The organism is Marinifilum sp. JC120, from assembly GCA_004923195.1.
In the GTDB taxonomy this organism is placed as follows: Bacteria; Desulfobacterota; Desulfovibrionia; order Desulfovibrionales; family Desulfovibrionaceae; genus Maridesulfovibrio.
Map to the genome: position 1 here is coordinate 1 of RDSB01000025.1, position 17,804 is coordinate 17,804.

The 17,804-nt window shown below is 48.9% G+C and carries 18 protein-coding genes; 2 read left to right on the forward strand and 16 right to left on the reverse strand.

Annotated elements, in window-relative coordinates; all coding sequences use genetic code 11:
* Positions 1-211: 211 nt before the first annotated feature.
* The 13 genes from D0S45_18360 to D0S45_18420 all read right to left on the reverse strand — a co-directional run bounded on the left by D0S45_18360 (position 212) and on the right by D0S45_18420 (position 12,121).
* On the reverse strand, positions 212-640 hold the full coding sequence (locus tag D0S45_18360) for a F0F1 ATP synthase subunit epsilon (protein ID TIH12305.1): 429 nt from the start codon (positions 638-640) through the stop codon (positions 212-214).
* 14 nt (positions 641-654) lie between these two features.
* Positions 655-2,058 carry a F0F1 ATP synthase subunit beta gene (atpD, locus tag D0S45_18365; GenBank protein TIH12306.1) on the reverse strand — a complete coding sequence of 468 codons (1,404 nt, stop codon included), beginning with the start codon at positions 2,056-2,058 and terminating at the stop codon, positions 655-657.
* A gap of 17 nt (positions 2,059-2,075) precedes the next feature.
* Positions 2,076-2,954 carry an ATP synthase F1 subunit gamma gene (atpG, locus tag D0S45_18370; GenBank protein TIH12307.1) on the reverse strand — a complete coding sequence of 293 codons (879 nt, stop codon included), beginning with the start codon at positions 2,952-2,954 and terminating at the stop codon, positions 2,076-2,078.
* A 15-nt stretch (positions 2,955-2,969) separates the two neighbouring features.
* Entirely contained in the window at positions 2,970-4,478 is a 1,509-nt protein-coding gene (locus D0S45_18375) for a F0F1 ATP synthase subunit alpha (GenBank protein TIH12308.1), read from the reverse strand.
* Between the two features lie 4 nt (positions 4,479-4,482).
* On the reverse strand, positions 4,483-5,034 hold the full coding sequence (locus tag D0S45_18380) for a F0F1 ATP synthase subunit delta (GenBank protein ID TIH12309.1): 552 nt from the start codon (positions 5,032-5,034) through the stop codon (positions 4,483-4,485).
* Positions 5,034-5,588: an ATP synthase F0 subunit B gene (gene atpF, locus D0S45_18385; GenBank protein TIH12346.1), complete on the reverse strand. Its 555-nt coding sequence runs from the start codon at positions 5,586-5,588 to the stop codon at positions 5,034-5,036. The genes D0S45_18380 and atpF overlap by 1 nt, the downstream gene beginning before the upstream one ends.
* Positions 5,589-5,633: 45 nt before the next feature.
* The gene (locus D0S45_18390) at positions 5,634-6,050 is read right to left on the reverse strand and encodes a hypothetical protein (protein ID TIH12310.1); all 417 of its coding nucleotides are present in this window, start codon (positions 6,048-6,050) and stop codon (positions 5,634-5,636) included.
* 142 nt (positions 6,051-6,192) lie between these two features.
* Positions 6,193-6,561 carry a polymer-forming cytoskeletal protein gene (locus tag D0S45_18395; protein ID TIH12347.1) on the reverse strand — a complete coding sequence of 123 codons (369 nt, stop codon included), beginning with the start codon at positions 6,559-6,561 and terminating at the stop codon, positions 6,193-6,195.
* 50 nt (positions 6,562-6,611) lie between these two features.
* Positions 6,612-7,727, reverse strand: a complete 1,116-nt coding sequence (rodA, locus tag D0S45_18400) for a rod shape-determining protein RodA (GenBank protein TIH12311.1) — start codon at positions 7,725-7,727, stop codon at positions 6,612-6,614.
* Positions 7,727-9,523, reverse strand: coding sequence for a penicillin-binding protein 2 (gene mrdA / locus D0S45_18405; protein ID TIH12312.1), 1,797 nt, complete (start codon positions 9,521-9,523; stop codon positions 7,727-7,729). The genes rodA and mrdA overlap by 1 nt, the downstream gene beginning before the upstream one ends.
* Entirely contained in the window at positions 9,510-9,971 is a 462-nt protein-coding gene (locus D0S45_18410; protein ID TIH12313.1) for a hypothetical protein, read from the reverse strand. The genes mrdA and D0S45_18410 overlap by 14 nt, the downstream gene beginning before the upstream one ends.
* Positions 9,972-9,974: 3 nt before the next feature.
* On the reverse strand, positions 9,975-10,862 hold the full coding sequence (gene mreC, locus D0S45_18415; GenBank protein ID TIH12314.1) for a rod shape-determining protein MreC: 888 nt from the start codon (positions 10,860-10,862) through the stop codon (positions 9,975-9,977).
* A 218-nt stretch (positions 10,863-11,080) separates the two neighbouring features.
* Positions 11,081-12,121 carry a rod shape-determining protein gene (locus D0S45_18420; protein TIH12315.1) on the reverse strand — a complete coding sequence of 347 codons (1,041 nt, stop codon included), beginning with the start codon at positions 12,119-12,121 and terminating at the stop codon, positions 11,081-11,083.
* A gap of 234 nt (positions 12,122-12,355) precedes the next feature.
* On the opposite strand from D0S45_18420, the gene D0S45_18425 reads away from it, so the two are divergent.
* Together D0S45_18425 and D0S45_18430 are read left to right on the forward strand one after the other, a co-directional pair.
* Entirely contained in the window at positions 12,356-13,309 is a 954-nt protein-coding gene (locus D0S45_18425) for a TIGR01212 family radical SAM protein (protein TIH12316.1), read from the forward strand.
* 100 nt (positions 13,310-13,409) lie between these two features.
* Positions 13,410-14,306, forward strand: coding sequence for a diguanylate cyclase (locus tag D0S45_18430; protein TIH12317.1), 897 nt, complete (start codon positions 13,410-13,412; stop codon positions 14,304-14,306).
* A gap of 126 nt (positions 14,307-14,432) precedes the next feature.
* Here D0S45_18430 and pstA read toward each other — a convergent pair whose 3' ends face one another.
* The 3 genes from pstA to D0S45_18445 all read right to left on the reverse strand — a co-directional run bounded on the left by pstA (position 14,433) and on the right by D0S45_18445 (position 17,705).
* Positions 14,433-15,377: a phosphate ABC transporter permease PstA gene (pstA, locus tag D0S45_18435; GenBank protein TIH12348.1), complete on the reverse strand. Its 945-nt coding sequence runs from the start codon at positions 15,375-15,377 to the stop codon at positions 14,433-14,435.
* A 33-nt stretch (positions 15,378-15,410) separates the two neighbouring features.
* The gene (gene pstC, locus D0S45_18440) at positions 15,411-16,763 is read right to left on the reverse strand and encodes a phosphate ABC transporter permease subunit PstC (GenBank protein TIH12349.1); all 1,353 of its coding nucleotides are present in this window, start codon (positions 16,761-16,763) and stop codon (positions 15,411-15,413) included.
* Between the two features lie 123 nt (positions 16,764-16,886).
* Positions 16,887-17,705, reverse strand: a complete 819-nt coding sequence (locus D0S45_18445; protein ID TIH12318.1) for a PstS family phosphate ABC transporter substrate-binding protein — start codon at positions 17,703-17,705, stop codon at positions 16,887-16,889.
* Positions 17,706-17,804 lie beyond the last annotated feature (99 nt).

Sequence of the window (17,804 nt, forward strand, 5' to 3'; positions counted from 1 at the left end):
GATACCGAATCGGTACTTGGTGCCTCAGAGCACGAATAAGAAAAGGAATATCAATAGTTACACCATTAGGTGAGGGACGACTACGGCCTAAAAAGACTTGAAGATAGATTTGACGGGGTGCTTGACATTGTGCCGCATAAGAAAAAGGAGCAGACTGTTTAAACAGTCTGCTCCCTGATAGCCATGGGGCTTTAGAGGCTGAAACTAAGCTCTAGTGAGTGGTAGTCCCGGCCTTTTGCGCCGCATCTTTACAGGTCAGGCGTGCAAGTGCTCTCTGGAGAGCTGCCTGTGCGCGAGCTGATTCAATGCGATCCTGTGCTTTAGCCAAACGAGCCTTCGCTTTATCCTGAGCTTTCTGAGCCCGAGCGATGTCGATCTCAACGGCCTTTTCAGCAACTTCGGCGAGAATGGTCACTTTGTTGCTTCCGACTTCAGCAAAGCCGCCGGAAACAAAGATGTAGTGAGTGCGGTTACCTTCTTTAAAATAAAGGTTACCTACGCCGAGAGCCGAAAGAAAGGGTATGTGATTGGCCATAATACCAAACTCACCCTCAATCCCTGGTGCGCCGACATAGTCGACTTCCTGGGAAAGGACCTTGCGATCAGGAGTAACGATTTCCAAAAGGAGCTTACTAGCCATAATCGCGTCCTATGCTATTTGTTTTTCTCTTTTTCGATGGCTTCTTCGATTCCGCCAACCATGTAGAAAGAGTTTTCAGCCATGTCATCGTATTCGCCATCAAGGATTCCTCTGAAAGCCTTAACAGTGTCCTCGAGCTTTACGTAAACGCCGGGAGTACCGGTGAAAACTTCAGCAACGTGGAAGGGCTGAGAGAGGAAACGCTGGATGCGACGAGCACGTGCAACAGTCTGTTTATCTTCATCGGACAGTTCATCCATACCAAGAATGGCGATGATGTCCTGAAGGTCTTTGTATTTCTGCAGAACCATCTGAACTTCACGGGCAGTCGCGTAGTGCTCAGCACCCAGAACATCTGGAGCGAGGATACGGGAGGTGGAGTCAAGAGGGTCAACCGCAGGGTAAATACCAAGCTCTGCAATCTGACGGGAAAGAACGAGAGTACCGTCAAGGTGAGAGAAGGTGGTTGCCGGTGCGGGGTCAGTAAGGTCATCCGCAGGGACGTAAACAGCCTGAACAGAGGTAATAGAACCTTTGTTTGTGGAGGTAATACGTTCCTGGAGTCCACCAAGGTCAGTACCGAGAGTCGGCTGGTAACCAACTGCGGAAGGCATACGACCGAGAAGTGCGGATACCTCAGAACCTGCCTGGGTGAAGCGGAAGATGTTATCAACAAAGAGAAGAACGTCTTCACCTTCTACATCACGGAAGTACTCAGCGATGGTCAGAGCGGTCAGTGCAACACGTGCACGTGCTCCCGGAGGTTCGTTCATCTGGCCGTATACGAGAGCAGACTTCTCAAGAACGCCTGCGTCTTTCATTTCGTGGTAGAGGTCGTTACCTTCACGGGTACGCTCACCAACACCTGCGAAGCAAGATTTACCACCGTGCTGTTTCGCAATGTTGTTGATCATTTCCATCAGAATAACGGTTTTACCAACACCTGCGCCGCCGAAGAGGCCCATCTTACCACCCTTGGGGAAGGGAACAAGAAGGTCAACAACTTTGATACCGGTTTCCAGCAGTTCAACTTTGGTGGACTGCTCGGTGAATTCCGGAGCTGCGCGGTGAATAGGCATGCTCTTATCACTATTGATCGGTCCCAGTTCATCAACCGGGCGACCAACAACGTTAAGGATACGTCCGAGTACGCCATCGCCGACAGGTACGGAGATAGATTCGCCGATTGCTACGACTTCCATACCGCGAACGAGACCTTCGGTAGCGTCCATAGCGATGGTACGAACAACGTTATCACCGAGGTGCTGTGCAACCTCACACACCAGGTCAGGTGCGTCGGTGTTGTTCGGGTTATCAATCTCGACCGCAGTCAGAATGTTGGGCAATTGCCCTTCAGGAAATTCGACGTCAACAACCGCGCCGATAACCTGAACAATTTTACCTGTAACTTTACTCATCAGAGTAACCCCCTATATTATCCTTTCAGCGCTTCTGCGCCGCCGACAATGTCCATAAGATCCGCGGTAATAGCGGCCTGCCTGGTTTTGTTATAAAGCAAGGTCAGTGTTTGGGTCATATCGTCACATGCTCTGGATGCGTTATCCATGGCAGCCATACGAGCAGCGTGCTCACTGGTGGATGTGTCGAGCAGACCGCGATAAACCTGAACCTTAACAAAACGGGGCAGCAGCTCCGCGAGAAGGCCTTCAACGGAAGGTTCGTAAATGTATTCGCTGCTAGCGCCGGACTCTGCTTCTTCACCTACTGCGTCAGAAGACATAGGCAGGATCTGAAGGGTGGTCGGGGGCTGGCTGGCGACGCTTACGAATTTACCGAAGACAAGGAAAACCTCATCAAGCTCTTCAGCGAGGTAGGCGTCGATAACTTTGTTACCGATGGATGCAGCCAGATTGAAGTCGAAGGAGCTCATGTCATCATTGTAAGCTTCAATGATTTCGTGCTCAGTCTTCTTAACGGCGGCAGCGCCTTTTTTACCTACGCAGTAAAACTTAACAGCCTTACCTTCAGCCTTCTTTGCAGCAGCCAGTTTAAGGGCTGCATTTATCATATTCGTATTAAAACTACCGCAAAGTCCGCGATCGGAAGTAGCGAGGACAATGCCTACGCTTTTGATCTCTTCGTGAACTTCGAGCAGAGGGTGGACTGAAGAGTCCGCGCCTGCTGCCAGATCGCCAAGCATTTCATAGAATTTGTCAGCATAGGGGCGGAAGCGCTCAATTCTATCCTGAGCACCGCGCAGTTTTGCCGACGCAACCATGTTCATGGCTTTGGTAATCTGCTTAGTCTTCTTAATACTGACGATTTGGTTTTGGACATCCTTAAGAGAAGCCATCAGTACCTCCCAGGATTAAGCTGTGAAACCTTTATTGAACTCTTCCAGAGCGGCCTTCAGCTTGCCTTCGATATCGTCGTCAATAGCGCCTTTAGTCTTGATGCCTTCAATGATTTCAGGTTTCGCGTTAGCGATGAATTCCTGAAGATCATCTTCGTATTTACGTACTGCGGTAACAGGTACTTCATCCATGTAGCCGCGAGTACCGGCGTACAGGGAAATAACCTGCTGCATTACGTTCATGGGCTTGTACTGAGGCTGCTTAAGAAGCTCAACCATGCGTGCACCGCGGTTCAGCTTCTGCTGTGTGGCTTTATCGAGGTCGGAACCGAAAGCTGCGAAAGCGGCCAGTTCACGATACTGAGCGAGGTCAAGACGCAGAGTACCTGCAACCTGCTTCATAGCTTTAATCTGAGCAGCACCACCAACTCGGGATACGGACAGACCTACGTTAACAGCAGGACGGATACCGGAGTTGAAAAGGTTGGGCTCAAGGTAAACCTGACCATCGGTAATGGAGATAACGTTGGTCGGAATATATGCGGATACGTCACCGGCCTGAGTTTCAATGATAGGCAGAGCTGTCAAAGAACCAGCACCGAGGCTGTCGTTAACTTTGCAGGAACGCTCAAGGAGGCGTGAGTGCAGGTAGAAAACGTCACCGGGGTATGCTTCACGTCCCGGAGGGCGACGAAGCAGGAGAGACATCTGTCTGTATGCAACAGCCTGTTTGGAAAGGTCATCATAAGCGATCAGGGCGTGCTTACCACCGTCACGGTAGTACTCAGCCATGGTTGCACCGGTGTATGCAGAAATAAACTGCAGAGGTGCAGGCTCAGATGCTGTTGCAGAAATGATTGTGGTGTATTCCATTGCACCGTGCTTACGCAGAATGTCAGCAACAAGAGCAACTGCTGCTTTTTTCTGACCGATAGCTACGTAGAAGCAGTGGATACCGGAATCTTTCTGAGCGAGGATAGCGTCAACACAAATCGCAGTTTTACCGACCTGACGGTCACCAATTACGAGTTCGCGCTGACCGCGTCCGATGGGAGTCATAGCATCAATCGCTTTCAGACCGGTGTACATGGGTTCATGTACGGACTTACGTGCGATGATACCGGGAGCTTTAAGCTCAACCGGACGGGTTTCTTCCGCTTCAATGGGTCCGAGACCGTCAATGGGCTGACCGAGAGGGTTCACAACGCGACCCATAACTGCCGGTCCAACGGGAACGGAAAAGAGTTTGCCGGTACGTTTTACCGGGTCACCTTCTTTAATGCCGGTATCGTCACCCAGAAGAGCAACACCGACGTTATCTTCTTCGAGGTTGAGAACCATGCCCATCAGGCCGCCGGGGAACTCAAGGAGCTCCATAGCCATTGCGTTCTCAACACCATGAACACGAGCAATACCGTCACCAACATAGAGAACGGTACCGGTTTCGCTCATCTCGACCTTAGACTCATAATTCTGAATCTGATCTTCAATGATTTTGCTGATTTCTTCCGCTTTAATTTGCATGGCCCTACACACCCCTTTTAATCTGTTCTTTCATCATTTGCAGCTGTGCGCGAATGCTTGCATCAAGAACTTTATCGCCAACCTGAAGAACAACACCACCGAGGATGTCTTTATCCATAGCAAAATCGAGCTCGAGTTTACTTTTCAATTGTTCTTCAAGACGGGTTTTAATTTCTTTCTGACGCTTAACAGTCAGCTTGATTGCAGTCACCAGTTTGCCACGGACGACACCTTGTACGCTGTCCAGCATTCCTGCGAAGTCACTTGAGATCTCAGGAATGACCGGCAGACGACCTTTGTCGGCCAGAAGGCTGCAAAAGTTTTTAACCACAGGTCCTGCCGAGGTCTTCTCAAGCAGTTTTTCAAGTACGGCTTTCTTTTCTTCCGCACTGAAAACAGGATTCTGGAAGAGCCTCAGGGCCTCCGGGGAATCTTCCAGTATCTGGGACAACTCGGTCAGTGCCTTGCCATACTCCGCAAGGTCTTGTTCTCCCTGCTTTTGGCCAACAGAGAACAGCGCCTTGGCGTATCTGCGTGAGACTATGTTCCCGGTCATTAGAGCACCACCTTTGTTAAGTATTCATCCACCAGAGTCTCGTGCTGAGCTTTGGTAAGTTTACTCTTGACGATTTTCTCAGCTGCTTCAATGACCTGATCGGCCATTTCTGCACGCATTTCGTCGAGGGCAACATTTACTTCCTGCTCTGCGGAGACTGTGGCCTGAGCTTTGATCTGCTTGGCAGTCTGCTCGGCTTTCTGGATGATCGCCGCCTTCATGGCCTCGCCCTGAGTTCTGGCTTCGGAAAGGATGGAATCCTTCTCCTGTTCCAGATTAGCAATACTTGATTCGACGTCGCGGAGCTTTTTCTCTGCTGCTTCCTTGCGGGACTGCAGATCGTTAAGCTCCTGTTTGATACCTGCCTGGCGTCCTTTAAAGAGAGAGGCGATTTTCTCACCTGCAAACTTGTAAAGGATCCCGAGGACGAGGATCAAGTTAAGTACACGCCAACCGAAGTTTGCCCAGGGAATCTCGTGCGCCCCTTCACCACCGCTTGCATAGGCTGCGCCTGCTGCCAGCAGTACGGAAAGAGCGGCTGTTGCCATGATCATGTTTTTCCGCTTCAAGGCTAAACCCCCCTTCGATATTGATTAGGCCTAGCCAAGAACCTTGGCTGTAACCTTCTGAGCAAAAGCTTCAACTTCGCCACCAAGAACCTTCATTGCTGCACCTTTGTCAGCTGCAACCTCCGCGCGAGCTTCCTTCATAGTCGCGGCTGCGACTTTTCCGGCCTCGGCGAGCAATGTCTGTTCCTGATCGGCTCCCTGTTCTTTGAAGTCGTTCCGGATTTCCATTCCCTCTTTACGGGTAGAGTCCAGAGCAGCTTCGTAATCCTTAACCTTAGTTTCAGCCTGTCCGTTGAAATTTTCAACTTTGGAGAGCTGGTCGCTCATGAGCTCTGCGCGTCTCCTGATAATTTCACGAATAGGACGAAACATGAGAAGGTTGAGAACAAGAAGGGTGATGATGAAGTTCGCTAACTGGATAAAAAAGCTAATATCTAAATCAATCATGCCTGCTCCCGAAAAGGTTGTGAATTTTTGTCCAAAGTCAGTTGCGGTGTAGCTAAATTCTAAGCTTGTGTCAAAGGGTTTTTGAAAATGAATCGGTTACTTTTCGCCGATTAAGCCCCGTGAACACTGGCTTGTTATTTTTTTAACTAATTTCTTCTGTTTCTGTTTCAGGTGCGGCAGCAGAGCTTGAACTCATGGTTACACGCCCCTCAAGAACCGCTCCTTCTTCCACAACCATAACCGGAGTGACCAGGTTGCCCTGCAAATTTGCAGTTTTGTGCAGTACAGCTTTTTCAGCTGCGTAAACCTCTCCGGTTACATGGCCGCTCAAAACAAGCTGACCAACCCGCAAAACGCCTTCAACTTTGGCTTCCCGGCCCACAACCAGAGTTCCCTCTGATTCGACTTCACCGTTGAAATTACCGTCAATACGTACAGCACCCTGAAAATTCAGCTTTCCCTGATAATCGGTTCCGCTGCCTAAGAATGCATTTATTTCATCTCTTGCCATTTTTATCTCCTTTTCCCCAGAGCCGGTTTTAGAAAATCCAAACATACGGCTTACCCCTGTTTAAATACGTAACGTCTCATGGAAACGTTCAAAACGAGTCCCACGAGACAAAGATTGACCACAGTGCCGCTACCACCGTAGCTGATGAATGGTAAAGGGATGCCTACTACCGGCATTAGCCCGAGGACCATACCCATATTGATAAGGATTTGCCAGAAGAAATAAAAGAACACGCCTGCCGCAAGATAGCTTCCGAACAGGTCTTTTGCCTCTCTGGCCGTGACCACCATTTGATACAGAAACACGCAAAAAAGACTCAGCAAAGCCATGGCTCCGGCAAAGCCCCACTCTTCACCGAAAACAGCAATAGCAAAGTCAGTATGCTTTTCAGGCAGAAAACGCAGTTGTGACTGTGTGCCGCCCAAAAAACCCTTGCCCCAGACCCTTCCTGAACCGATGGCGATTTCCGATTGAATAATATGGTATCCCGCCCCCAGCGGATCGCTGGCTGGGTTCATGAACGAAACAATACGCCTCTTCTGGTAATCATGCAGAAAAAACCAGCCGATCGGTACAAGGCAAGGCCCTACAAGAGCCAATGTCTTAAACAACTTGGGAGTCAGCCCCCGGTACAGGATCATTCCGCCCAGAATAAGCAGGATATTAAGCCCCGACCCAAGATCCGGCTGAGTAATGACCATGGCCGCCGGGATCAACCCCACACCCACAACATAAGCCAATTTTTTGATATTAAGCGGATCACTGCTGCGCGAAAGAATCTTGGCCCCGATGACCAAAATGGTGATCTTGGCCATTTCACTGGGCTGGAAATTAAAAAAACCCAGATCAAGCCAACGCCGGGCACCGTAGATGGTTTTACCAATTACCGGAACGCAGGCCAGCAAGATTACTGTCACCCAGAAAAGGGGCCAGGCAATGGTCCGCAAATGTCTATAATCGAAAAGCATGAATGTAATCATGCCGGCAAAACCCATGAGACCCCAGATGAGCTGCTTCTGGTAAAAAGAACTGACACTCATGCCCTCTTCCAGCCGGAAGCCACTGGCAGAGTAGAGATTAAGGACTCCCACAAGGAAAAGCATGGCCGCCAGTCCCAGCAGGAACCAGTTCATGTGAATAAGTAGTCTGCGGTCAATGGGAGACATTATTTCTTACCTTTCTTGCCTTTGAAAATATAATCATAAATGGCTTTAACTATGGGACCCGCTCCGGAACCGCCGTGCAATCCGTGCTCCACCATGCAGACAACCACGTAACGCTCAGTTCCATTTTCCGCAAAACTGGCCATCCATGCGTGGTCTCTGTACTTGTAAGGTATATCCTCATCCTTCATATTCTTGAGTTCATCAGTAAGCTTAACCACCTGTGCGGTACCGGTCTTACCACCGACAACAACCCCCTTCATACGCAGTCTGCGCGCTGTACCACGAGGCTTATCAACTGTAGCGACCATGGCCTTGCGAATTATTTCACGTTGTCCATCTGTGAGAGGGACAACTCCCTGCTCTTCTGCGGGTTCCCCGGCCAGAAGCTGCGGACGGAGCAACCTACCGCCATTGATGAGGGAAGCAATGGAACGGGCCACCTGCAAAGGAGTAACAAGGGTGTACCCCTGACCGATGGAAAAGTTGAGGTTTTCTCCGGGATGCCAGATTTCACCGAATCTCCTGCGCTTCCATTTACGGGTCGGAATCAATCCGCCCTTTTCATGAGGCAGGGAAATACCTGTAGGCTTGCCGAATCCTGCGGCCACGGCATATTCACTAAGCCTGTCAACGCCAAGTTTTTTGCCTAATTTGTAGTAATAAACGTCACAGGATTCCACCAACGATTTTTCAAGATCAGTCTCACCGTGGCCGCCCCTCTTCCAACAGCGGAACACATACTTACCCAGTTTCATATGACCTGGACAGTAAACAGTGTCCTCCGGGGTAATCACACCGTAATGCAACCCGGCCCCGGCAACAGTCATTTTGAAAACTGATCCGGGAGGATACACGGATTGGATGACCCTGTTCTGCAACGGAGTTCTGGGATCATCTCGCAGTGCGACCCACTGCTTCTGGGAAAGGCCGTCAGTAAAAGAATTGTTATCGTAGGAAGGAGAACTGACGAAAGCCAGAATCTGACCGTTATCCGGGTTCATGACCACCACAGCCCCGGCTTTGCCTTTAAGTAGCTTGCCGCCCAGTTCCTGAAGCCCCAAATCAATGGAAAGATCTATATCCTCACCGGCGATAGGCGGATTAAGAATACGTTCTTTAAGCCTACGCCCGGTAGCGTCCACTTCACTCTGTCTGCGACCTTTGATGCCCCGGAATCTTTTTTCCAAAACTGTCTCAAGGCCCTGTTTACCGACGTAATCGCCGACCGCAAGATCAGAATCATCTTCCAGCTCCGCTTCGTCTACCTCTGAAACATAGCCTAGAACATGAGAAAGGAGCGGACCCTGCAAGTATTTGCGGCGGGGACGAACCACAACTTCCAGACCGGGCCAGTGAAGTGAATTGGCCTCGATAACAGCCACCTGTTCGAAAGTGAGATTGGGGACAAGAATAAGAGGTTCAAAGGGTTTGACCCTGCGCCGAGACTTCTTGAATACCTTTTTGAGCTTACCTAGATCTACCTCGGTCCACTCTGAAACGGTTTTCAACGTAGCGTCGAGATCCTTGCAGTCCTCACGGACAATACCGAGGGCATAAGCCGGTTCGTTAACCGCCAGCAAATCACCGTTACGATCCCTGATCAGACCACGCGGAGCATAAAGGTTATCCTGACGCAACTGGTTATTCCGGGCCTGCTCAGAAAAGTATTCACCCTTATGTATCTGTAGATACCAGAAACGCAGGGCAAAAATACAGAACAGAAGCAGGATCAGCCCCTGCAAGAGCAGCAGGCCGTTCTTGGGTGGCTGCTGGGTCTTGGATTCATACAGGCTCATGTTTAAACCTTTCCGGATAGAGATATTTCAGCAGGAGCCATTCGGCGGGGAAAAATGCGGCCTGAAGGATGCCCTCAAAAATATAACGGTCCGGCACCCAGACCATATCCGCAAGCATGGACATCATGCCGGTCAACGCGGGATGCAACGCACCTAACATGCAACCGCAAAGCAGAGCGAACATCATGGACTGCACGTCGAAAAACATGGCTCCGCAACGATACAAGGCAAGAATTGAAGAATACCAGAGAACGGAATAGCCGAAAGGAAGGCCGCCGATACCATCTTGAATAAGAGACCAGATCAAAATCAGCCAGATAATATGATATTTCTTTTCCAACTGGATGCAGAGCAGCAATCCCGGAGCAAGAAAATCAACTCCCGGCACAATCTTTTGCGCCCAGATCGCCGCAAAGCTGAAGCAGGCCCACCAGAAAGCGGAATACATGGCCTACCTCCCTTCTGTGGTAGAATTTCCGGCCTGTGCCGTGGAATTGGTGTTTCCTATTGTGGAATTGGAATCGAGCACAACCTTGTGCAGCAAGAGCACCTCTTCAGCATTCTCCATATCCACAAGAGGCACAGCCTCCACATTCAGAAAAAGCGAAATATCGGAACGTTCAACAGAAACGACTTTAGCCACCGGTAACCCCGGAGGGAACAACCCGGCAAGCCCAGATGTGACTAGAATCTCCCCTTCTGCAACCGGGGCGTTGAGCTTCATATACTTTACGCTGAGAGGTTCGCCCTCGCCGCTGCCGATGAGCAGTCCGGTGGAACGATGGATCTGCCCGCGAACAGAAATCCTGCTGTTAAGATCGGTAAGCAGCATGGCCTTGGAAGCACTGAGTCCCGGCTCCACCACCCTACCCACAACCCCAAGAGGGGTCATGACCGGAGTATCGGCTTTAACGCCGGAAACCACGCCTTTATTTATAATAATTGAATCAAGGGCTGCGGAAGGTCCCATGCGATGGGCAATGATCCTTGCTCCGTCGGTCTTCCTGTTCTGAACAGGCCCAATCTCAAGCAAATGCCGATAGCGCTCGGCCTCAGCGGCCTTTTCGCGCAACTTCATTATCTCAAGACGCATCAGATCATTCTGGGAGCTAAGCTGGTCATTGACCTGCTTCAAGCCCACGAGATAAATATACTTATCCCAGAATTCAACCGACTGGTCATGCACATATTCACAGGGCCACAGAACCCACTTGACGATTTCAAGACCGGTAAACCCGGCCAGACGGTCCAGCTGTCCGGACCTCAAGTTCCACGAATAGAGACTGAGGTAGACAAACAGGCCAATAATGACGGCTATAGCGGCGCGCTTAAGCTTCACACTTAATCCTCTGTAGATGAAAGCAGAGATTAAAAAACAATTAGAAAAAAGCTATAACCAGAAAGACGAAAATCCGGACAGGGATTGTTGAAATCAATCTCAAACCCGGGTGTGCTTAATTTCTGAGGACATAGTTTTTAGCAGATACAATCCGCAAAAAACTATGCCCTCAGCCGTAACAGGTGCACTCGATTCATCCGCGGCAAAAGAAGCGGAGTTTAATCAATAGTTACGTCTTTATAGATGTGTATCTCATCTAAAGCTCTACCGGAGCCGACAACAACAGCATCAAGGGGCAGATCAACCACAGTGATGGGCAGATGGGTTTCCTGACTTAAAAGCTGGTCAAGTCCCTTAAGCAGTGCTCCGCCGCCGGTAAGCACAATGCCCCGGTCAACGATGTCGGCTGCAAGTTCAGGAGGAGTCTGTTCAAGGGCAACACGTACGCCCTGAACAATAGAATCCACCTGTTCGGAAATTGCTTTCCTGATCTCTTCAGAGGTAATCAGGATATTCTGGGGGATACCGGTCACAAGATCGCGTCCCTTTACTTCCATCTCGATCTCTTCTTCCAACGGAAAAGCGGAACCGATCTTGATCTTGATGGTTTCGGCAGTGGATTCACCGATGAGCATGGAATATTTACGCTTCACATGCTGCATAATGGCCTCATCCATCTTATCTCCGCCCACGCGCACAGAGCGGGCGTAAACAATACCGGAAAGAGAGATCACCGCGATTTCGGAAGTACCACCGCCGATATCTACTACCATGTTGGAGGTAGGTTCGGTGATAGGCAGGTTTGCGCCGATAGCCGCTGCCATGGGTTCTTCAATAAGATAAACCTCACGGGCGCCCGCGCTCTGGGCACTTTCCTTAACCGCCCTCTTCTCCACCTGGGTAATCCCGGTGGGAACGCAGATCATGATCCGGGGACGGACCAGCCTGCGGCTGTTATGGACTTTTGAAATGAAATGGCGCAACATGGCTTCAGTAACCTCAAAGTCAGCAATAACGCCGTCTTTCATAGGTCTGATAGCTACAATGTTACCGGGAGTTCGACCAAGCATCCTCTTGGCTTCCAACCCAACGGCGAGAACCTTGCTGCCGCCGTTAACGTCTCTCTTGACAGCGACCACAGAAGGCTCGCTGAGCATGACGCCTTTACCTTTTACATAAACCAGTGTGTTAGCTGTACCGAGGTCGATTGCAAGGTCACTGGAAAACGAACCGAGTATCTTGTCGAAAATCGATGCCATATTAAACTGGAAACTCCAAAAAAAATGTGATTCTAAAAACACCTCAAAAGGAGGCGGACTTCACGTCTATCAAAAGAAAATCCTAGGAGTTAACTAGCAGAAGAAAGTGTGGCAGGCAACACATTACAGTACTTGGATCTGCTACTGAGATTTAACCTTAACTCTCTGTAAAGACATATATTTTAGTCTACTCAATAAATTAACACCCTGAAAAGCTTAAAATAAGGAATATTCATGCATCGTTTTTACGGTTTGGCTGCCCGGCTGAGACAAAGTTTTGGCGAAAGAGTTCAAAAAATCCCGCTTGATTTTGGTTTCACCTGTCCCAACCGGGACGGCTCCATTTCCCGCAAAGGGTGCATTTTCTGTAGCCCGCAAGGGTCCGGTTCAGGAATGCATGGTCTTGCCATGACAATTCCCGAACAGTGGGTTCACTGGCAGGAGAAGCTTTCCAAACTATACACTGCCAAACTCTACCTCGCCTACCTGCAATCATATTCCAACACCTATTGCAGCTACGATGAACTTAAATGCGCCTTAGACCAGCTTGATGGACTGCCCGGACTTGTAGGACTCTGCATCGGCACCCGCCCGGACTGCCTTGATGATGACAAACTGGCACTGATCAAAAATCTGGGGCTCAAGGAGACATGGCTCGATCTTGGGTTGCAAAGTTCCAACAACGAAACCCTTGAACGCATCAACCGCGGCCACACTGCCGAACAATTTGCCGAAGCAGTAAAAATGTCCCATGCACACGGACTTGATGTCTGCGCCCACCTGATCGCAGGGTTGCCCGGAGAAACCACCGAAGATTTTCTTGAATCGGTCCGTTTTCTCAACGAACTGCCCATTGCCGGAATCAAATTCCACAACCTTTTTGTAGGCAAAGGCACCCCGCTACAAAAAATTTATGATGCCGGAGAGTACACTCCCATTAAACAAGACGAATACATTGAAGCACTGGTGGAAGCCATCTCCATCCTGCGGACTGACATTGTCATCCACCGCCTGAAGGCTGACGCAATTCCCGGAGGATTGGTAGCTCCTGAATGGGTACGCATGAAACGCAAGGTGCTCAATGAAATTGAAAAAACTATGAAAGAAAAAGGCATCTGGCAGGGCTGTGCACGGCCCGATGCACCGGATGAGCCGCCCTTGTGGTATAGCCCCACCCTATCAACATAATTAGTACTGTCTCAAAAAGAGCCTAAACTTGACTTACATAAATAATAACAGCTATTATTATGAATGCGGGCGAATTATTTAAGTCAAAATAAGGTTTATCATGACTGAAACATTTTACAAAAAAATTCTAGATGCAGTTACTGATGGAATTTACTTTCTGAATACCGAAAGAATCATCACTTATTGGAACAAAGGAGCAGAAAAACTGGCTGGATATTCTGCTGCTGAAATTGAAGGAAAAAGCTGTAAAGACAACCTGCTTCGCCACGTTGATGGAAAAGGGACTGACCTTTGCGAGAACGGGTGCCCCCTTGAAGCAACAATGCTTGATGGTAAAGAGCGAGAAGCAGATGTATTCATGCACCACAAACTTGGGCATAGGGTTTTAATTCATGTAAAATCATTTCCCCTGAAAAACGAACTTGGACAAATTACAGGTGCTGCTGAGATTTTTACAGAAGTAAATGAAAAAACAGACCTAGCTTATGAACTTGAATTATTGCGTCAGGAAGCCATGACCGACCCCCTAACAGGTATGGCAAACCGACGCTACATGGATCTAACTGCTGTTCATTTTGAATCATCCATTAAACACAAAGAGCAGAGCCTTGGCGTACTATTCGTGGATATAGATAATTTTAAATCAGTCAATGACCGATTCGGACATGACACTGGCGACAAAGTCCTGACCATGGTATCAAAGACTCTGATTTCGGCTTTACGCCCAACAGATATAGCCAGCCGCTGGGGAGGAGATGAGTTTGTAATCTTTGTCCCCCATGTTAATGCGGAAGAATTAGGAGATCTCGCTGACCGCATTCGCAAATTGATTGAACTATCATGGATTGACACTGAAAAGGGGAGCATATCCGTCACGGCTTCAATTGGTGGAACTATTGTTGAACCAAATGAAACCATTTGCTCAGCAATCAATCGAGCCGACAAAAAAGCATATTTGTGCAAGCAATCCGGTCGCAACTGCACGAACATTAGCTAAAAAAGATTGTTATCTATAAACTGCGAAGACCTTCATCTAGTATATCCATTTATATAATACGGAAAATGGCCCGCACCCTGACTGCACGGACCGTTCCAAGCACGGGCAAAAGATTTAGGATGAAACCTATTTCATCTTTTTCTGCATCTTTGCCCTGATATAGATCGCCAGCATGTTCATGCTCAAAACTAAGGTAATCAGTACGAGGGAGGTGCCGTACTGAATGTGCCTTGTCTTCTCAATCTCAGTACCGGCGGTTGCCAAAACATAAATGTGGTAAGGAAGTGCCATAACATCATCGAACAAGGATTCCGGCATTTCCGGGGTGAAGAATACTGCGGCGGTAAACATGATCGCTGCGGTTTCCCCGGCTGCCCTTGAAAGGGTAAGAATGGCTCCGGTGAGCATTCCGGGCAATGCGGCGGGGAGTACAACTTTGTAGATGGTCTGCCATTTGGTTGCCCCGAGACCGAGCGAAGCTTCGCGGTAGGTCTGGGGTACAGAGCGCAGAGCTTCTTCCGATGCACCGATTACCAGCGGCAAAGCCAGCGCGCCAAGGGTGCAGACCCCGGCCATGATGCTGACTCCCATACCCATAACGGTAACGAACAGAGAAAGCCCGAAAAGCCCGAAAACAACAGATGGAACGCCAGCAAGATTATTGATACCAAGACGAATAATGCGCACCAGTCTGGGAGATGTAGCATATTCATTAAGATAAATTGCAGTGGCAATCCCCCAGGGCAAGGCGATCATCAACGCCCCGTAGCTGAGCACGATTGTTCCCACGATGCATGGGAAAATTCCGCCTGCGGTCATGGAGTCACGGGGATTTTCAGTAAGAAATTCCCAGCTCATAGCCGGAAGACCGTAATAAAGAACAAAGCCGACGATAATCAGCAGCGCAAGACCGTTGATAGCCGCAGCCCCTTTAAACATAAGGAAGACCACCTTCTGGATCTTCTCTCTCATTGAATAATTATCATTGCCCGGTTCCATCATGGTCTCGGCCATTTCAATATTACTTTCCATCATGGAATCCACTTGTTCTATTGTTTCAGCATTATTCATTTCTTTCACCAATTGTTATCCCGTAGGTTTCAGCTACAAGGTAGCGGAACCGACCTGCTTGTATTTGTGGGCCACATAGTCTGCAATAAGGTTGAAAGCCATGGTAAACAGAAAAAGCACCATACCAATTGCAAAGAGTGCGTAGTAATGATCACTGTGGAACGGAGCTTCACCCATTTCAGCGGCAATTGAGGCAGGCATGGGCCGGACCGGATCAAAAATAGATGTAGGCAGCAAACCTGCGCCACCCGCAACCATGAGTACAACCATGGTCTCACCGATGGAGCGGGCCATACCGAGAATAACCCCGGTGGAAATCCCGGACAGCGAAGCGGGAACGAGAACCTTATAAATGGACTGCCAGTGGGTAGCACCCAACGCGAGTGATGCTTCCTTGAGTTCCGGGGGCACGGAATAAAGGGCATCCTCGGAAATACTAGTGATGGTCGGGACAGCCATGAAAGCCAGCATGACCGAAGCATTAAAGAGGTTAAGCCCGACTGCGATATCAAAAGTATCCTGCAAGAAAGGCGCGACCACGACCATACCAAAAAAACCAATCACAACTGAAGGCAGGGCGGCCAGCATTTCAACTGCGGGTTTGACGATATTGCGCACCTTGAGCGGAGCAATTTCAGCGAGATAAATTGCAGTCATAACTCCAAGCGGAATCGCGATTATGGAAGAGACAAGAGTTACCGCGCCCGAACCAACGATCAGAGGCCAGATACCGAATGCAGGATCATCATCAGTAGGATACCATTCATGCCCGAAAATAAAATCGCCTACAGAAACATGTTTAAAAATCGGCATGCCTTCAATGAACAGAAACATCATAATCAGGAAAAGAACCAGAATTGAGGTAAATGCGGTGACCAGAAAAATAGAATGAATAATGCGCTCGATTGTGCGCCTGCTCAAAGAAAGACAGGAAAGTGCGAAAATGGTTAGCCCCAGAAAAGCGAGTACTCCGCAAAGCACGTACCAGCCGGTAGATCTGGAAGAGACCATGCTTTCAGCACTCATTTTGATATGAGTCATAACTTCAGCATTTGCCTTACCCTTACTTATAACTTCAGGATCAGTGCGAACGTAGGTATAAACCCTGTTCAATTCAGAATTAAGTTCTTTCATCCTGAGTTCTTTTTCAGCTCTGCTTAAGACTGCTTCATATGTTGATTCAGCAACCTCGTGAGTGGAAAGCATCATAACTTTCTTGAGCGCACCATCCGCGCTCAGGGAATAGTCTCCCCTCTGGGCCACCTTATCAGCTGAGGAAATAAAGATCTGTTCGGCTTCAGTGCGCACACCTAGCTTGTAAGCATATACTCCGGTCAGAATTGCGAGAGTAATGAGCAGTAAACAGATATTGCGGGACGTTATCACGACTTTTCCCCTGATATAAAAATTTATACTTTTATCTTGAAGGTTTGAAATTCCGGGGGGACTTTTTGAAGTCCCCCCGGACATTATTCTTATGTCGGACCCGGAGTTTCCGGAAAGCCTGTACTATTTTACGGGAATGAAACCGGTATCAGCAGCAAGCTTCTGACCTGCGGGGCTCATCATGTAATCAATAAGAGCTTTGGTTTCACCGCTGGGTGCGCCGGGAGTGTAGAGGTTCAGGCCACGGGAAATGGGGTAGGAACCGTCTTTAGCAGTAGCAACTGATGCGCCGACACCGTTAACAACAACACTTTTGAGTTCTTTATTCAGGTAAGCAAGACCAACGTAACCGATAGCTTTCTTGTTCTTGGCTACAGCCTGTGCAACTGCACCGTTTGATGCCTGAAGAAGAGCACCGGGGAATACGCGGTGTTTCTTACCGTCTTTCTTCATTACTTTGCTTTTCCAGCAGTCGTAGGTACCGGAGGAAGTGTCGCGGGAGATTACAACTATCTTTGAATCTGCACCGCCAAGCTCTTTCCAATTAGTAATTTTACCGGTGTAGATACCCCAGAGCTGATCCTTGCTGAGCCTGGAAACAGGGTTACCGGGATTCACAACAGGGACGATGCAGTCAAGAGCAACAATGAACTGGGAAGGCTTGCGGCCATTGTCGGTTGCTTTCTGAATTTCGCTGCTTTTCATGTCACGGGACATCATGGCAACATCAGTAGTTCCGTCGATCAGTGCTTTAGCCCCGTTGGAAGAACCACCACCGGAAATAGAAATGGAGACATTGGGGTTGGCTTTCATGAAAGTTTCAGCGGATTTCTGCATGAGCGGCAGAACAGTGGTAGAACCTTTAACCTGAATGGATCCTGCAAATGCAGAACCTGTAAAAGCCATCACCATCACAGCAACGAGAGCAATAATTTTTTTCATCTTTTTCCTCCAAAAATGGAATTTAAATTTCAGACTCAGTTCACTTTTACCGCGTCCGTTTTCTATCGTTGTGCAATGGTCTATCCGAACTTGGTTACA

What these genes read in the sequence shown, in the direction of transcription:
- mrdA (TIH12312.1), bottom strand. Translation starts at nt 9,523, where the DNA reads ATGAGCCTGTATGAATCCAAGACCCAGCAGCCACCCAAGAACGGCCTG.
- D0S45_18375 (TIH12308.1), bottom strand. Translation starts at nt 4,478, where the DNA reads ATGCAAATTAAAGCGGAAGAAATCAGCAAAATCATTGAAGATCAGATT.
- atpG (TIH12307.1), bottom strand. Translation starts at nt 2,954, where the DNA reads ATGGCTTCTCTTAAGGATGTCCAAAACCAAATCGTCAGTATTAAGAAG.
- rodA (TIH12311.1), bottom strand. Translation starts at nt 7,727, where the DNA reads ATGTCTCCCATTGACCGCAGACTACTTATTCACATGAACTGGTTCCTG.
- D0S45_18410 (TIH12313.1), bottom strand. Translation starts at nt 9,971, where the DNA reads ATGTATTCCGCTTTCTGGTGGGCCTGCTTCAGCTTTGCGGCGATCTGG.
- D0S45_18425 (TIH12316.1), top strand. Translation starts at nt 12,356, where the DNA reads ATGCATCGTTTTTACGGTTTGGCTGCCCGGCTGAGACAAAGTTTTGGC.
- atpD (TIH12306.1), bottom strand. Translation starts at nt 2,058, where the DNA reads ATGAGTAAAGTTACAGGTAAAATTGTTCAGGTTATCGGCGCGGTTGTT.
- D0S45_18360 (TIH12305.1), bottom strand. Translation starts at nt 640, where the DNA reads ATGGCTAGTAAGCTCCTTTTGGAAATCGTTACTCCTGATCGCAAGGTC.
- D0S45_18445 (TIH12318.1), bottom strand. Translation starts at nt 17,705, where the DNA reads ATGAAAAAAATTATTGCTCTCGTTGCTGTGATGGTGATGGCTTTTACA.
- D0S45_18430 (TIH12317.1), top strand. Translation starts at nt 13,410, where the DNA reads ATGACTGAAACATTTTACAAAAAAATTCTAGATGCAGTTACTGATGGA.
- atpF (TIH12346.1), bottom strand. Translation starts at nt 5,588, where the DNA reads ATGATCATGGCAACAGCCGCTCTTTCCGTACTGCTGGCAGCAGGCGCA.
- D0S45_18395 (TIH12347.1), bottom strand. Translation starts at nt 6,561, where the DNA reads ATGGCAAGAGATGAAATAAATGCATTCTTAGGCAGCGGAACCGATTAT.
- D0S45_18380 (TIH12309.1), bottom strand. Translation starts at nt 5,034, where the DNA reads ATGACCGGGAACATAGTCTCACGCAGATACGCCAAGGCGCTGTTCTCT.
- D0S45_18420 (TIH12315.1), bottom strand. Translation starts at nt 12,121, where the DNA reads ATGGCATCGATTTTCGACAAGATACTCGGTTCGTTTTCCAGTGACCTT.
- D0S45_18390 (TIH12310.1), bottom strand. Translation starts at nt 6,050, where the DNA reads ATGATTGATTTAGATATTAGCTTTTTTATCCAGTTAGCGAACTTCATC.
- pstA (TIH12348.1), bottom strand. Translation starts at nt 15,377, where the DNA reads ATGAATAATGCTGAAACAATAGAACAAGTGGATTCCATGATGGAAAGT.